This window comes from Bradyrhizobium sp. MOS002 (assembly GCF_003020115.1).
In the GTDB taxonomy this organism is placed as follows: Bacteria; Pseudomonadota; Alphaproteobacteria; order Rhizobiales; family Xanthobacteraceae; genus Bradyrhizobium.
Window position 1 is genome coordinate 387,501 of record NZ_PYFX01000001.1, and the last position, 15,799, is coordinate 403,299.

8 protein-coding genes, 2 tRNA genes, 2 rRNA genes and 1 riboswitch (1 of these 13 running past the window's edge) are annotated in these 15,799 nt (G+C 62.2%); of the genes, 4 read left to right on the forward strand and 8 right to left on the reverse strand.

The window, feature by feature from the left end:
• From C7G41_RS01975 to C7G41_RS01990, 4 genes are all read right to left on the reverse strand, one after another.
• Window positions 1-774 (reverse strand): 23S ribosomal RNA (locus tag C7G41_RS01975) (it extends 2,099 nt beyond the left edge of the window).
• Between the two features lie 405 nt (window positions 775-1,179).
• A tRNA-Ala gene (locus C7G41_RS01980) sits at window positions 1,180-1,255 on the reverse strand.
• Between the two features lie 33 nt (window positions 1,256-1,288).
• Window positions 1,289-1,365: transfer RNA gene (locus tag C7G41_RS01985), tRNA-Ile, on the reverse strand.
• 188 nt (window positions 1,366-1,553) lie between these two features.
• A 16S ribosomal RNA gene (locus tag C7G41_RS01990) occupies window positions 1,554-3,042 on the reverse strand.
• Together the 16S and 23S rRNA genes with 2 tRNA genes alongside form the textbook arrangement of a ribosomal RNA operon.
• Before the next feature lie 1,017 nt (window positions 3,043-4,059).
• On the opposite strand from C7G41_RS01990, the gene C7G41_RS01995 reads away from it, so the two are divergent.
• Both C7G41_RS01995 and C7G41_RS02000 read left to right on the forward strand, forming a co-directional pair.
• A complete protein-coding gene (locus C7G41_RS01995; protein WP_106940993.1) occupies window positions 4,060-6,123 on the forward strand; it encodes a M23 family metallopeptidase in 2,064 nt (687 codons plus the stop codon).
• Window positions 6,124-6,279: 156 nt separating this feature from the next.
• The gene (locus C7G41_RS02000) at window positions 6,280-7,899 is read left to right on the forward strand and encodes a hypothetical protein (protein WP_106940994.1); all 1,620 of its coding nucleotides are present in this window, start codon (window positions 6,280-6,282) and stop codon (window positions 7,897-7,899) included.
• Between the two features lie 63 nt (window positions 7,900-7,962).
• Here the strand turns inward: C7G41_RS02000 and clpB are convergent, their stop codons facing one another.
• Window positions 7,963-10,602: an ATP-dependent chaperone ClpB gene (clpB, locus tag C7G41_RS02005; RefSeq protein WP_106940995.1), complete on the reverse strand. Its 2,640-nt coding sequence runs from the start codon at window positions 10,600-10,602 to the stop codon at window positions 7,963-7,965.
• Between the two features lie 257 nt (window positions 10,603-10,859).
• Here clpB and C7G41_RS02010 point away from each other — a divergent pair, with 257 nt between their 5' ends.
• Complete coding sequence (locus C7G41_RS02010; protein ID WP_106940996.1) at window positions 10,860-11,648, forward strand: MOSC domain-containing protein; 789 nt, start codon at window positions 10,860-10,862, stop codon at window positions 11,646-11,648.
• Between the two features lie 113 nt (window positions 11,649-11,761).
• Here C7G41_RS02010 and C7G41_RS02020 read toward each other — a convergent pair whose 3' ends face one another.
• Complete coding sequence (locus tag C7G41_RS02020; protein ID WP_106940998.1) at window positions 11,762-12,565, reverse strand: TIGR02594 family protein; 804 nt, start codon at window positions 12,563-12,565, stop codon at window positions 11,762-11,764.
• Window positions 12,566-12,764: 199 nt separating this feature from the next.
• Between C7G41_RS02020 and C7G41_RS02025 the strand changes: the two genes are divergently transcribed.
• Window positions 12,765-13,628, forward strand: coding sequence for an alpha/beta fold hydrolase (locus tag C7G41_RS02025; RefSeq protein WP_106940999.1), 864 nt, complete (start codon window positions 12,765-12,767; stop codon window positions 13,626-13,628).
• A 43-nt stretch (window positions 13,629-13,671) separates the two neighbouring features.
• Here C7G41_RS02025 and metW read toward each other — a convergent pair whose 3' ends face one another.
• Together metW and C7G41_RS02035 are read right to left on the reverse strand one after the other, a co-directional pair.
• Window positions 13,672-14,334: a methionine biosynthesis protein MetW gene (gene metW, locus C7G41_RS02030; RefSeq protein ID WP_007597293.1), complete on the reverse strand. Its 663-nt coding sequence runs from the start codon at window positions 14,332-14,334 to the stop codon at window positions 13,672-13,674.
• Between the two features lie 12 nt (window positions 14,335-14,346).
• Window positions 14,347-15,549, reverse strand: a complete 1,203-nt coding sequence (locus C7G41_RS02035; RefSeq protein WP_106941000.1) for a homoserine O-acetyltransferase — start codon at window positions 15,547-15,549, stop codon at window positions 14,347-14,349.
• Between the two features lie 90 nt (window positions 15,550-15,639).
• Window positions 15,640-15,719: riboswitch (SAM riboswitch) on the reverse strand.
• Window positions 15,720-15,799 lie beyond the last annotated feature (80 nt).

Below are 15,799 nucleotides of genomic sequence, written 5' to 3' on the forward strand. Positions count from 1 at the left end.
TACAACGAACTTGACGCCCTATTCAGACTCGCTTTCGCTACGCCTTCGCCTATCGGCTTAAGCTTGCTCGTTAAATTAAGTCGCTGGCCCATAATACAAAAGGTACGATGTCACCCAGAACGTATCTTGGGCTCCATCTGTTTGTAGGTGTCCGGTTTCAGGTCTATTTCACTCCCCTCGTCGGGGTGCTTTTCACCTTTCCCTCACGGTACTGGTTCACTATCGGTCGCTGAGGAGTACTTAGGCTTGGAGGGTGGTCCCCCCGCGTTCAGACAGGATTTCACGTGTCCCGCCTTACTCGTGGATACATCATCGCATTACTCGTACGGGGCTATCACCCTCTAAGGCCCAGCTTTCCTGACTGGTTCCGATTGTCTTTGATGTATCACTGGCCTGGTCCGCGTTCGCTCGCCACTACTAACGGAGTCTCTGTTGATGTCCTTTCCTCCAGGTACTTAGATGTTTCAGTTCCCTGGGTTTGCTTGAAACCTCCTATGTATTCAGAAGTCTCATACCTTCTTTTGATAACCGGAAATCCAAAACCTCTTCGATCGAAATCTAAAGGCTTAGGCTTCTCACATTTCTGTTCGAACCCCACACCACAGTCTTTCGACTGAGGTCTTGGAGTTCCGGCTATCGAAGGTGGGTTTCCCCATTCGGAAATCCATGGATCAAAGCTTCTTCGCAGCTCCCCACGGCTTATCGCAGCGTAGCACGTCCTTCATCGCCTCTCAGCGCCAAGGCATCCACCGAACACCCTTAAGGCACTTGATTGCTCTCATTATCAATGTCCACACACTCGGCAGAATGTTGTCTGCAGAATTACCTTGCGGTACGCGCCCTCGATGAACGCTATCTGCAGCCGGACAATGATTAGAAAGACCAGCTTGCTTCGTAAGATCGTTCCGATAGCGAGGCGGTCAAGCTTCGCTAAAAGGATCATTTACAACTCGTTCGTCTTTCAATGCAGCCTTGTGAGCTACCCTGGAAGACGCACGAGCGCCGAAATGATCCGGAGATAATGAAGTATCGCGTGGCAATTGCTTGCCGCACGATCCAACTCGGATCGATCTCCTCTTTACGATGTCAGAAATCACGCAGCTTACTGTCCATCCGGACTAGTAAGTGCGAAGTGATGTTTCGCGGACGACGGTATGGGCAGTCGGTGATCAAACCATCTGGTGGAGCCAGACGGGATCGAACCGACGACCTCATGCTTGCAAAGCACGCGCTCTCCCAGCTGAGCTATGGCCCCGTAACCAGAAGACGAATGCTCACTCGATGAGTGTGGTGGGCCTGGGAAGACTTGAACTTCCGACCTCACGCTTATCAAGCGCGCGCTCTAACCAACTGAGCTACAAGCCCCTAACGCATATCCAGTCAAGGACCAGGGATTCTGCAAGGTTGCAGCCCCAGCGCGTGTTCGTCCGCGAAGAAAGAGAAACGAAGACGGCGAAATCCCGCCAATGCAGCTCAACGATCCTGACGACCGTTGGCCACTGATGTTTCTAAAACGGTTCGATAGAAGCAAGCTTCTGAAGAACCATCCTTAGAAAGGAGGTGATCCAGCCGCAGGTTCCCCTACGGCTACCTTGTTACGACTTCACCCCAGTCGCTGACCCTACCGTGGCCGGCTGCCTCCATTGCTGGTTAGCGCACCGTCTTCAGGTAAAACCAACTCCCATGGTGTGACGGGCGGTGTGTACAAGGCCCGGGAACGTATTCACCGTGGCGTGCTGATCCACGATTACTAGCGATTCCAACTTCATGGGCTCGAGTTGCAGAGCCCAATCCGAACTGAGACGGCTTTTTGAGATTTGCGAAGGGTTGCCCCTTAGCGTCCCATTGTCACCGCCATTGTAGCACGTGTGTAGCCCAGCCCGTAAGGGCCATGAGGACTTGACGTCATCCCCACCTTCCTCGCGGCTTATCACCGGCAGTCTCCTTAGAGTGCTCAACTAAATGGTAGCAACTAAGGACGGGGGTTGCGCTCGTTGCGGGACTTAACCCAACATCTCACGACACGAGCTGACGACAGCCATGCAGCACCTGTGTTCCAGGCTCCGAAGAGAAGGTCACATCTCTGCGACCGGTCCTGGACATGTCAAGGGCTGGTAAGGTTCTGCGCGTTGCGTCGAATTAAACCACATGCTCCACCGCTTGTGCGGGCCCCCGTCAATTCCTTTGAGTTTTAATCTTGCGACCGTACTCCCCAGGCGGAATGCTTAAAGCGTTAGCTGCGCCACTAGTGAGTAAACCCACTAACGGCTGGCATTCATCGTTTACGGCGTGGACTACCAGGGTATCTAATCCTGTTTGCTCCCCACGCTTTCGTGCCTCAGCGTCAGTATCGGGCCAGTGAGCCGCCTTCGCCACTGGTGTTCTTGCGAATATCTACGAATTTCACCTCTACACTCGCAGTTCCACTCACCTCTCCCGAACTCAAGATCCTCAGTATCAAAGGCAGTTCTGGAGTTGAGCTCCAGGATTTCACCCCTGACTTAAAGACCCGCCTACGCACCCTTTACGCCCAGTGATTCCGAGCAACGCTAGCCCCCTTCGTATTACCGCGGCTGCTGGCACGAAGTTAGCCGGGGCTTATTCTTGCGGTACCGTCATTATCTTCCCGCACAAAAGAGCTTTACAACCCTAGGGCCTTCATCACTCACGCGGCATGGCTGGATCAGGCTTGCGCCCATTGTCCAATATTCCCCACTGCTGCCTCCCGTAGGAGTTTGGGCCGTGTCTCAGTCCCAATGTGGCTGATCATCCTCTCAGACCAGCTACTGATCGTCGCCTTGGTGAGCCATTACCTCACCAACTAGCTAATCAGACGCGGGCCAATCTTTCGGCGATAAATCTTTCCCCGTAAGGGCTTATCCGGTATTAGCACAAGTTTCCCTGTGTTGTTCCGAACCAAAAGGTATGTTCCCACGCGTTACTCACCCGTCTGCCGCTGACGTATTGCTACGCCCGCTCGACTTGCATGTGTTAAGCCTGCCGCCAGCGTTCGCTCTGAGCCAGGATCAAACTCTCAAGTTGGACTTGAACTTTGAACCGGCTGATCACAACGTTTTGACGAGGTCCCACCATTTTTCATCGACCGAAGTCGATGAGCTGCCCGCGATTCACATCGCTGGCAACGATGGTGTAACCTTAAAACGTGTACCGCCGAAGTCTTTCGTCCGGTCCCGATCCAAAAAGCCGAAGCTCTTTAAATGCGAGACCCGCAAGGACTCCGCCGTCCACGTTTCTCTTTCTTCATCTTCACTTGTCAAACAGCCCGGGACCAGGAGGCCCCAACCTTCCAGAGAGGAAGGGTTCCGACACCCTTACCGACGATGGATGAACTCCAATCGACTTACGTCGACTGTTGTGTCACTCAACAAGGTGAGGAGCATCAGTGGCGCGTTCGCTCGCCTTGGTCAGTGACCCGGCGGCGCCGCGCTCAGTGGTCGGGTTATAGGCCCCACCCATCGGGGTTGTCAACGACCATTGTCAGAAAATCGTCGCACGGTGGATTGTTTGAAAAATCAACGCGATTACAGTGGGTTAGAAAGGCGCCGAGCGGCTGGATCGGGGCGGCGCGGAGAAAAAACCCAAAAAAAGTTTGGGCCCGAGGGGGCTCCGGAGGCGCCTTGAACGGGGCTTGGAGCGCCCGCCCCTGGAAGGCCCCTGGCGCCTGGCCGTTTCCGGAAACTTTTCCATATTAGGCGCCGTACTTGAGCCACAATCCCCCGGCGTTCTGGTACAGACAAAGCTTGAATCGCAGGGATGCCAGTGGGGGCTGCCGGCGGTTTGTGTGGGGTCAGAGGAAGGCGATCATCCGATGAAGCGGCCTTCTTCAGACATTCGAGACACATCGAGAGATCTTTTTCCGCTTAGCTGTTCGTAATTTCGGCCGGTCCGTCATCTGGGCCTTCTGACTGCGGACGCCTATGCGGCTTGGCTTTTCCAGACGCCCCCGAAGAGGGCGGCGTAAGGAGGGGCTCGAAACTGGGCTGCTCGGAACGGGCTGCTCGACATCGGGCTCTCGGGTCGTTGATTGGGGGACTTGGGTTGAACCACAGGACGTCACGCGGCGCTTACGGGCGTGAGACCGGGATCATCGATCTCGGCCACGAGCCGCCGCTGTCCGTCGATGGTTCCGAAGCCGCCGTCATCGATCGCCGCCGCGTCTCGGTGCAATGGTTCAGCGGGACGATTCTAACCGGACTTTGCGGCGCAGCCCTGATCGGCGGCGCCGTTTTCGCTTCGCTCGACGGCGAGATGACCTTCGCCAAGGTGCCGGAGCGCGTCGAAGGCGCGCTGCGCGGCGCATTCGGCGCCGCCGACCGGGCCGCCACGCTGCACAAGAGCGACCGCCTGCCGCCGCCGAACGAATCCACGGCCTCGCGCAACATCGTGCGCGTCTCGACCGTCGCCCGCGTCGGCAACCGCGACGTGATGCGGGTGCGTCCCTTCATCCGGATTGCCGGCAATCTGTCGATGACGACGAGCGACCTGTCGGCGAAGATCCCGCCATTCAACGCCCAGCGCCTTCTCACCGATGTCGGCTCCGATCCGAAGACGGCATCCGAGGATCCCAATAATCCGGAAGCCGTCGAACCCGACGCCGAGGTCTCGTTCGTCACCAGGGACCTCTCCCAGGTGCTGCCGAAAGCCAAGATTTCCGCAGTGGTGGCGCTCGACGACATCCTGATGCGGGTCCGCGATGCCGCCAATTGGCGCGGCAATGGCGGGGTGCGCTACGCCGCGCTCTCCAATGCTACGGCCGACGTCTCCGGCGCGACTGGCCCGTCCGACATGAGAAGCGCCTACGCCACCGAAGTGTCGCCGTCCGATCCCTATGCCGGCTTCGAGACACGCGTGGTGCCGGAAAACGTCACGCTGCTGCCGAAGACCAAGGAGCAGATCACCGGCGGCAATCCCAACGGCGAACGCGTCCACGTCGTCAAGAAGGGCGACAGCGTCGCCGGCGTGCTGCGCGATCTCGGCGCCACGGCAGACGAGATCAAGGCGATCACCGCAACGCTCGGGCCGCGCGGCCGCGACGGCGGCCTGAAGGAAGGCGAGAAGCTGCGCATCCTGATGGCGCCCGCAAGCCCCGGCGCCCGTCTGCAGCCCTACCGCGTCGTCATCGCCAACGAGACCATGGTCGAGGCGATCGCGGCGCTGTCCGATCTCGGCAAATACGTCGCGGTCGACGTCTCCAGCATGAACACCGTCGCCGATGCCGCGGCGAACGCCAACAGCGACGACGATGACGACGATGACGGCACGGGCGTGCGGCTCTACCAGAGCATCTACGAGACCGCGATGCGCAACAAAGTGCCGATGCCCGTCATCGACGACATGATCAAGATCTACTCCTACGACGTCGATTTCCAGCGCAAGGTGGCGCCGGGCGATTCATTCGACGTGTTCTACGCCGGCGAAGACGAAGGCGTGACCGCAAGCGAAAAGAACGACGTGCTGTTCGCTTCGCTCACGCTCGGCGGCGAAACCAAGAAATACTACCGCTACCAGAGCCCCGACGACGGCGTCGTCGACTACTATGACGAGACCGGCAAGAGCGCAAAGAAGTTCCTGGTACGCAAGCCCGTCAACAACGCCATCATGCGCTCCGGCTTCGGCGGCCGCCGTCACCCCATCCTCGGCTATGTGAAGATGCATACCGGCGTCGACTGGGCCACCTCCTACGGCACGCCGATCTTCGCCTCCGGCAACGGCGTGATCGAGAAGGCCGGCCCCGAGGGCGGCTACGGCAAATACATCCGCATCAAGCATAACAACGGCTACGAGACCGCCTATGGCCATATGTCGGCCTTCGCCAAGGGCATGGAGCCCGGCAAGAAGGTGCGGCAGGGCCAGGTGATCGGCTTCGTCGGTTCGACCGGCGCGTCGACCGGCCCGCACGTCCACTACGAAATCCTGGTCAACGGCCGCTTCGTCGATCCGCTGCGCGTGAAACTGCCGCGCGGCCGCTCGCTGGAAGGCCCGATGCTGGCCGGCTTCGAGAAGGAGCGCGACCGGCTCGACGGCATGATGAGCGGCCGCGCCGGCGCCATCGCCCGGATGTCCGACGCCACCGGTGGTCCGTTGCAGGTCACCAACCGGTAGAGCCGGCGAACCGGCCGAGATCGGCCGGATATCTTCAACCACGACCTGGATTAGACCTCGTCCCGCGAGGCCCGCTTGGCGCCATCACAACGTCAAGTTTCGTTTGCCAAAGCCGCATGAGGAGCGAATACTTTCCAAAAAACGGGAGGTCTCGCCATGAAGAACAGGCTCGCCTGCGCAGCCTTCGTCGCTGCGATTGTCTCCGCCACCAGTGTTTCGGCCGAAAACTGGGAGGTCACCAAGCTCGTCCCCGGCTCGGCGTTCCACGGCGTGCACGGGCTTGCGATCGACAAGGCCGGCCATCTGTTTGCCGGCAGCGTCGCGGGAGCGGCGCTCTACGAGGTCGACATCGCCGGCGGTACCGCCAAGGTTGCAATCCCCGCTCCGGTCGGAATGGCCGACGACATCGCGTTCGCGCCCGACGGAACCATGGCCTGGACCGGTTTCCTGGCCGGCGATCTCTATTCGCGCAAGGGCGACGGGCCCATCAAGAAGCTCGCTTCCGGCCTTTCCGGCATCAATTCTCTCGCCTTCCGCAAGGATGGCAGACTCTACGCCACCACCGTCTTCCTCGGCGACACGCTCTATGAGATCGATGTCGAGGGCGTCAAACCGCCGCGCCAGATCATGGAGAAGATGGGCGGCCTCAACGGCTTCGAGTTCGGCCCTGACGACAAGCTCTACGGTCCGCTCTGGTTCAAGGGACAGGTCGCCAAGGTCGACGTCGACAAGGCCGAGCTGACCGTCGTTGCCGACGGCTTCAAGGTTCCGGCCGCGGTGAACTTCGATTCCAAGGGCAATCTCTGGGTGGTCGACACCGCGCTCGGCCAGCTTGTTCGGGTCGATCCGAACTCGGGCGCCAAGACCATGGTCGCGCAATTGAAGCCGTCGCTGGACAATCTCGCGATCGACGACAAGGACCGGATCTACGTCTCCAACATGGCCGACAACGGCATCCAGGAGGTCGATCCCGCGACCGGCCAGGCGCGGCAGGTCATTGTCGGCAAGCTCGCTTTGCCCGGCGGCATCGGCGTCACGTCGGAGAACGGCAAGGATACGATCCACGTCGCCGACGTGTTCGCCTATCGCACGGTGGACGGCGCGACCGGCGAGGTCACCGAGAAGGCCCGCATGCACGCCGCCGGCGTCACGCTCGAATATCCGATGAGCGCGACGGCCAAGGGCAACGATGTGGTCCTGTCGAGCTGGTTCACCGGCACGGTGCAGGTGATCGACGGCAAGACCGGCGCTACCCGCGACATGCTGCACGGCTTCAAGGCGCCGCACGACGCGCTCGTGCTCGCGGACGGCAGCATTTTGGTGGCCGAGCTCGGCACCAAATCGCTGGTCCGTGTCAGCGGCGAGCACGGCAAGGACCGCACCCCGCTGATCGGCGGCCTCGAGGGCCCGGTCGGGCTCGTCGCGGGATCGCGCGGCGAGGTCTATGTCACCGAAGCCTTTTCCGGCGTCATTTCGATGATCGAGAGCGGCGGCGAAAAGACCGTCATCGCCAAGGACCTAAAAATGCCTGAAGGGATCGCACGCGGCAGCGACGGCAAGCTGATCGTGGCGGAGGTCGGCGCGAAGCGGTTGATCGAGATCGCACCGGAGAGCGGCACGATCACCGAGATCGCGGCCAATCTCCCGATCGGCCTGATCGGGGCACCCGGAGGACTGCCGACGCATATTCCGACGGGCGTGGCGATTGGGGCGACGGGAGTGATCTACTTCTCGTCGGACGTGGAGAACGCGATCTACAAGGTCACCAGGAAGTAGCGCCAGCGCCGAAAAAAAACCGGAGAGGACGAACCTCTCCGGAGCGTTTGTTTGGGCCTGCGATCAGTTCAACTTCCGCTTCGTCACCGGAGTCTCGAACTGGGCGATCTCCGCGGTCTGCGGCGCCTTGCCGTTGAAGGTCAGCACGTTGCCTTCGGACGAGATCGCAACGCTGTCGCCGTCCTTGACGTCGCCGGCCAGGATCATTTCGGCGAGCGGATCCTGGACGTGACGCTGGATCACGCGCTTCAGCGGCCTTGCGCCGTAGGCGGGATCCCAGCCCTTGGCGGCAAGCCAGTCGCGTCCCGCAGCGTCGAGCGTCAGCACGATCTTGCGATCGGTCAGAAGCTTCTGCAGCCGCGCGAACTGGATCTCGACGATCCGGCCTATCTCGCTCCGCTGCAAACGGTGGAACAGGATGATCTCGTCGACGCGGTTGAGGAATTCGGGGCGGAAATGCCCCCGCACCATTCCCATCACCTGGTCGCGCACGGCCGAAGTGTCCTCGCCCTCCGGCTGGTTCACCAGATACTCCGAACCGAGGTTCGAGGTCATGATGATCAGCGTGTTGCGGAAGTCGACGGTGCGGCCCTGGCCGTCGGTGAGGCGGCCGTCGTCGAGCACCTGCAACAGGACGTTGAAGACGTCGGGATGCGCCTTCTCGATCTCGTCGAACAGCACCACCTGGTAGGGCCGGCGTCGCACCGCCTCGGTCAGGGCACCGCCCTCGTCATAACCGACATAGCCCGGAGGCGCGCCGATCAGCCGCGAGACCGAGTGCTTCTCCATGTACTCGGACATGTCGAGGCGGACCATCGCGGTCTCGTCGTTGAACAGATATTCGGCGAGCGCTTTCGTCAGCTCGGTCTTGCCGACGCCGGTGGGCCCCAGGAACATGAACGAGCCGGTCGGCCGGTTCGGGTCCTGCAGCCCTGCGCGCGAACGGCGCACGGCGGTCGCGACCGCATGCACGGCTTCGGCCTGGCCGACGACGCGCTTGCCGAGCGAGTCCTCCATCCTCAAGAGCTTGTCCTTCTCGCCCTCGAGCATCTTGTCGACGGGCACGCCGGTCCAGCGCGAGACCACCTGCGCGATGTGGTTGGCGGTGACCGCCTCCTCCATCATCTCGCCGGAGTTCTCCTTGGCCTCGATGTCTGCAAGCTGCTTTTCGAGCTCGGGGATCCGGCCATAGGCCAGCTCGCCGGCCTTCTGGAATTCACCGCGGCGCTGCGCGTTGGCAAGTTCGACCCGCAAGCCGTCGAGCTCGGCCTTCAGCTTCTGGGCGTCGGAGAGCTTGTTCTTCTCCGCGCTCCAGCGTGCCGTCAACGCCGCGGACTTCTCCTCGAGATCGGCCAGCTCCTTCTCCAGCGTCTGCAGGCGGCTCTTCGAACCGGCATCGCTCTCTTTCTTCAATGCTTCCTGTTCGATCTTCAGCCGGATGATTTCCCGATCCATCGAATCCAGCTCTTCCGGCTTGGAATCGACCTGCATCTTGAGCCGCGCGGCGGCCTCGTCCATGAGGTCGATCGCCTTGTCCGGCAGGAAGCGGTCGGTGATGTAGCGGTTGGACAGCGTCGTTGCGGCGACCAGCGCGGAATCGGTGATCCGCACGCCGTGGTGCTGCTCGTACTTGTCCTTCAGCCCGCGCAGAATCGAGATCGTGTCCTCGACCGAGGGCTCGCTGACGAAGATCGGCTGGAAACGCCGCGCCAGCGCCGCGTCCTTTTCGACGTGCTTCCGGTACTCGTCGAGCGTGGTGGCGCCGATGCAGTGCAGCTCCCCTCGGGCGAGCGCAGGCTTGAGCAGGTTGGACGCGTCCATCGCGCCATCGCCCTTGCCGGCGCCGATCAGCGTGTGCATCTCGTCGATGAACAGGATGAAATTGCCCTCGCTCCCGGTCACTTCCTGGAGCACGGCCTTCAGCCGCTCCTCGAACTCACCGCGATATTTTGCACCCGCAATCAGCGCACCGAGGTCGAGCGACAGCAGCTTCTTGTCCTTCAGGCTCTCCGGCACGTCGCCGTTGACGATGCGCAGCGCCAAGCCCTCGGCGATGGCGGTCTTGCCGACGCCGGGCTCGCCGATCAGGACGGGATTGTTCTTGGTCCGGCGCGACAGCACCTGGATCGTGCGGCGGATCTCCTCGTCGCGGCCGATGACCGGGTCGAGCTTGCCGTCGCGCGCAGCCTGGGTGAGGTCGCGGGCATATTTCTTCAGCGCGTCGTACGCGTTCTCGGCCGTTGCGGAGTCCGCGGTCCGGCCCTTGCGCAGCGCTTCGATCGCCGAGTTGAGGTTCTGCGGGGTGACGCCGCCCTTGGCCAGGATCACGCCCGCCTCGCTGGTCTTCTCCAGCGCGAGCCCGAGCAGCAGCCGCTCGACCGTGACAAAGCTGTCGCCGGCCTTCTCGCCGGCCTTTTCGGCGGCGTCGAAGGTGCGGGCGAGTTCGGGCGCCAGGTAGATCTGGCCGGCGCCGCCGCCAGAGACCTTCGGCACCTTGTTCAAGGCGTCCTCGGTGGCCTTCAGAATTGCGCGGGAATTGCCGCCGGCGCGGTCGATCAGACCGCCAGCGAGACCCTCGCTGTCATCAAGCAGGACCTTCAGCAGGTGCAGGGTCGAAAACTGCTGGTGCCCTTCGCGCACCGCAAGCGACTGCGCGGACTGGACGAAGCCCCTTGAGCGTTCGGTATATTTTTCGATGTTCATATCGTGGTCTTTCCCTCGGCCTGCCCCTGGAGCCCTCAAAGGCACTCCAAACGGCATCTTCATTGGGTTTCCGATGACCGCATTGACGTTTCTCAACCGGCAACGGTCGTTATCAGCCAGCGCTGGCGCCGGCCTGACCCAGATGTGGGAAGCGAGGCCTCGGACCGGAAGAGGCGAGTTCACAATTTCGTGCGCAGACCCGTGCGCTTGGCGACGGTGGGCCGAATCCCCTAAGTAGCGGCATGACCCCTAGCGCAATGACAGCCAGCCAGACCGCCGAGATCACCGGCCTCTACCGCTACCCGATCAAGGGCCTGACGCCGGAGCCCCTGCCCCGCGTCTCCCTGCGGACCGGCCAGACCCTGCCCGCCGACCGCCGCTACGCCGTCGAGAACGGCCCGAGCGGCTTCGATCCGGAACAGCCGCAGTGGAAGCCGAAGATCCAGTTCCTGATGCTGGCGCGCAATGAGCGGCTGGCATCGCTCGACAGCCGGTTCGAGGACGCGACCAACCGCCTGACCATCCGCAAGGACGGCCAGATCGTCGCCAGCGGCGATCTCGGCACCGCCGCCGGGCGCGCCGCCATCGAGGACTATTTCAGCCAGAACTTTCAGCCGGAGCTGAAGGGCCCGCCCAAGATCCTGTCCGGCCGCGACCACAGCTTTTCCGACGTCGCCCGCAAGGTCATATCCATCATCAATCTCGACAGCGTTCGCGCGCTCGAGACCATGCTCGGCGGCGCCGCCGTCCACCCGCTGCGCTTCCGCGCCAATCTCTACGTGAAGGGCTGGCCGGCCTGGTCCGAGCTCGACCTTGTCGGCCAGACGCTGGCGATCGGACAGGCCCGGCTGCAAGTGGTCAAGCGCATCAAGCGCTGCCCGGCCACCAATGTCGATCCTGATACCGCCAGGCGCGATCTCGAAATCCCGGCCGCGCTCTCGAGCAATCTCGGCCACATGGATTGCGGCATCTATGCCGAGGTGATCGCCGACGGCGACATCGGCGTGGGCGACGCGGTTGCGTTGGAAGAGCCGAAGCTGGTGTGACGCGGCGCCGGCTCCACGTACTCCGTCATTGCGAGGCGCGAAGCGACGAAGCAATCCAGAGTGCACCCGCGGAGGGATTCTGGATTGCTTCGCTTCGCTCGCAATGACAAGCGTCAATTCGGCATCACATACGCATAGATCCGGCCGCGCGAGATCGGTGCTTCGCGGACGCGGTTGCCGTTGTTGCCGGAGATCATGATCGGATTACCCTGCGCATCGATGCCGGTGATGATGCCGACATGCCCACCCCGACCACCGCGCGACATCACTGCGATGGCGCCGACCTGCGGACCGGAGACGCGCGTGCCATAATGCGCGAACGAATTCGCCATATCGGAGCCGGTGCCACGGTGACCGGTCTTCTCAAGCACCATGTTCATGAACCGCGCGCACCACAGACTGCCGCGGCCGGTCGGATTGCCGCCGACATAGCGGCGTGCTTCGGACACGAGACCCGACCCACCACCGAAGCCGCTGCTGCTCGTCGCGCTATTGGCCACGCCGCCGTCATTCGCGTTAGTGGCCATTCCACCTCCGCGCCTCATGGCGATGCGACGGCTGGCGCGCGTGGTCATCCCGCCGCTATCGCTGGTAACCATTCCACCACCGCCGCTCATGGCCATTCCACCGCTGCCGCTCATGGCGATGCCGCCGCTATTGGCGTTCGGGTCATAGCTGGCGAAGGTGTTGCCGAAGCCGCTCGCCTGCAATTGCGCTGCGCCGCGCTCGAAGCGCGAGCTGCGTGCATGATACCGGAAATGATGATGTCTGCTGGCGTGATGCGCGTAAGCGTGCCGCTCTGCGCTATGACGATGAGATCGTGCTGACGCCGGAGAGGTGAGCGCGGCGACCGCCGCGAAGAAAACAGCCAGCGCGACGACACAACGCGACAGGCGAGACGCAAACAACTCGAACATTCTTCATCCTTCGTTGACACCCCACTTCCCAATCGGCCCGTGCGGTGGCCGACATCCGCGGGCTGTATCAGTATCTTGATGTGGCGAGAAAAAGACGCGGCCGCGGAGATTTTGGACGATGATTAACAAGTGTTAGGATCGTATGCGCTGACCGCAGGACGGCATTCCAATGCCGCAGCCACCTCAGGGAGAAAACTGGATGCCTCACGCCCTCACGAAAGACAATTGCCGCCTCTATTTCGAAGAAGCAGGCGCGGGCACGCCGATTATTTTTCTGCACGAATTCGCGGCCGACTACACCAATTGGGAGCCGCAGATGCGCTCCTTTTCGCGCGGGCATCGCTGCATCACCTATTCCGCGCGCGGCTACACGCCATCGGACGTGCCTGATGGCGAGGTCTACAGCTACACGCATTTCTACACCGATGCGCTCGCGGTGCTCGATCATTTGAAGATCGATCGCGCGCACTTCGTCGGTCTCTCGATGGGCGCCTATTCGTCGCTCCAGATCGGGCTCAACGCGTCCCAACGTGCACTGTCGATGACTCTCGCCGGCGTCGGCTCGGGCTCGGAGATCGACAACCTCGACGCCTGGCGCCAGCAGTGCCGCATCAACGCGGAGCAGTTCGAGATGCTCGGCTCAGCCGAAGTCGCAAAAGTCACGCGCGAGGCGCCGAGCCGGATTCCCTTCCTGGTGAAGGACCCGCGCGGCCACGCCGATTTCTACGCCGCCCTGGCGCGGCACGACGCCAAGGGTTCGGCGCGGACGATGCGCGGCTTCCAGGCCGGCCGTCCCTCGATCTTTACGATGACGGACGCGATCAGAGCCGCCACGACGCCGGCACTCATCATCTGCGGCGACGAGGACGATCCGTGCGTGGGCGCAAGCCTGTTCCTGAAGAAGCATCTGCCTGCGGCTGGGCTCGCCATGTTTCCGAAGTCCGGCCACGTGCTGAATCTCGAGGAGCCAGCGCTGTTCAACGAAACGGTGGAACGGTTCGTCACGCTGGTGGAAGCGGGAACATGGCCGGTGCGCGATCCGAGGTCGCTGGCGGCGCATTAGCGCGAAGGCGTCCCCACACGCTCCGTCCGGGCTACGGGCAGGCCTACTTCCTGCCGCCCCGCGTCAGCAAGAACACGCCCTGCTCGCCGAACAGATTCCACACCCACCAGGGCATCCGCAGCCGCAGCGGACGGCCGTAGAGGTCGAGCGCCTCGGCACGTTCCATCTTGACGTCGATCGCGTCACAAAGCTCGACGAAATCCTTGATGGTGCAAAAATGGATGTTGGCGGTGTCATACCAGCTTGCCGGCAGATTCTCCGTGCGCGGCATGTGGCCGCCGATCAGGAGCTGGAGCCGCATCTTCCAGAAGCCGAAATTCGGGAACGACACGATGGCGCGGCGGCCGATGCGCAGCAAATTCTCCAGCACCACTTTCGGCTGCCGCGTCGCCTGCAACGTTTGCGACAGGATCACGTAGTCGAAGGCGTCATCCGGGTAATTCACGAGGTCGGTGTCGGCATCGCCCTGCACCACCGCAAGTCCCTTGGCGACGCAGCGGTTGACGCCCTCGCGCGACAACTCGATGCCGCGGCCGTCGATGCCGCGAGTTTCCAGCAGCTGGAGCAGGTCGCCCTCGCCACAGCCGACGTCGAGCACCTTCGAGCCCGGCTTGACCATCTCGGCCACCAGCACATGGTCGGCGCGAAAATCACCGGGCTGCCCGGTCGCAAGGCCGCCCAGCGGCAGCGCTTCCTGTACAGACATGACTAGCCGTCCTTAAGCATTATTGGCGGTGAGCCCGCGCGCCTTGCCGGCCGATTGCAGGAAGGCGCGGGAGATATCAAGGAACTCGGGTACGTCGAGCAGGAACGCGTCGTGACCGCGATCGGTCTCGATCTCGGCGAACGACACCCGCGCGCTCGACGCGTTCAGCGCGTGCACCAGGGCGCGCGATTCCGAAGTGGGGAACAGCCAGTCACTGGTGAAGGAGACCACGCAGAACCGCGTCTGGATTCCCGCGAACGCCTTCGCCAGCACGCCGCCATGGTCGCCGGCGATGTCGAAATAGTCCATCGCGCGGGTGAGATAGAGATAGGAGTTGGCGTCGAAGCGTTCGACAAAGGACGAGCCCTGGTAGCGCAGATACGACTCGACCTGGAAGTCGGCGTCGAACGAGAAGGTCGGCAGCTCGCGGTCCTGCATGCGCCGGCCGAATTTTCGATGCAGCGCGGCGTCCGAAAGATAGGTGATGTGCGCCGCCATCCGGGCGACACCGAGTCCGCGATGCGGATGGAGGCCGTGATCGGCATAGCCACCATGGTGCCAGTCGGGATCGGCCATCACGGCCTGCCGGCCGAGCTCGTGGAACGCGATGTTCTGCGCCGAGTGCCGCGTCGAGCAGGCAATCGCCAGCGCGGAGAATACGCGGCCCGGATACGCCGCAGTCCATTGCAGTACCTGCATGCCGCCCATCGAGCCGCCGACGACCGCGAACAGCGTGTCGATGCAGAGCCGGTCGATCAGCATCGCCTGCGCCCGCACCATGTCGGGGATGGTGATGACGGGAAAATCGAGGCCCCAGACCTTGCCGGTCGCGGGATTGATCGAAGCCGGACCGGTCGAGCCCATGCAGCCGCCGATCACGTTCGAGCAGATGATGAAGTAGTGTTGGGGATCAATCGGCCGGCCGGGGCCGACCAGCGTCTCCCACCAGCCGGGCTTGCCGGTGACGGGGTGCACATTGGCGACGTGCTGGTCGCCGGTCAGCGCATGGCAGATCAGGATCGCGTTGGAGCGATCGGCATTCAGCTCGCCGTAAGTCTGGTAGGCGATCTGGAACGGGCTGAGATCGACACCGCAATCGAGCCGCAGCGGCTGCTCCGCGCCGAACTGCGCGACTTGCGAGCTCGGATGATCCACCTCGTGCGACCGCTCGTCGGCAGTGATCGCAGGACTCGGAATTGACTGGACGCCAACCATCTGGCCATCGACCTCGTTTGCGATCGTCGTGGTGACCGCATTGACATCAGGCCATGAAAAACCCGGCCTGAACGATAGGTTCGGCCGGGATCGAAAGGGTCCCCGGCCTGTTTAGCGAGTTTTTTAACGTGGCTGCAAGCCGGCCGGCTCAAATGACCACGGAACGGGTAAAAACTACCGTCTTGGACGGTTTTCGTCAAGTCACGGCCCGGATCAACCCAATTCGCCTCTCGCGCCGCGGGCGGAAAGG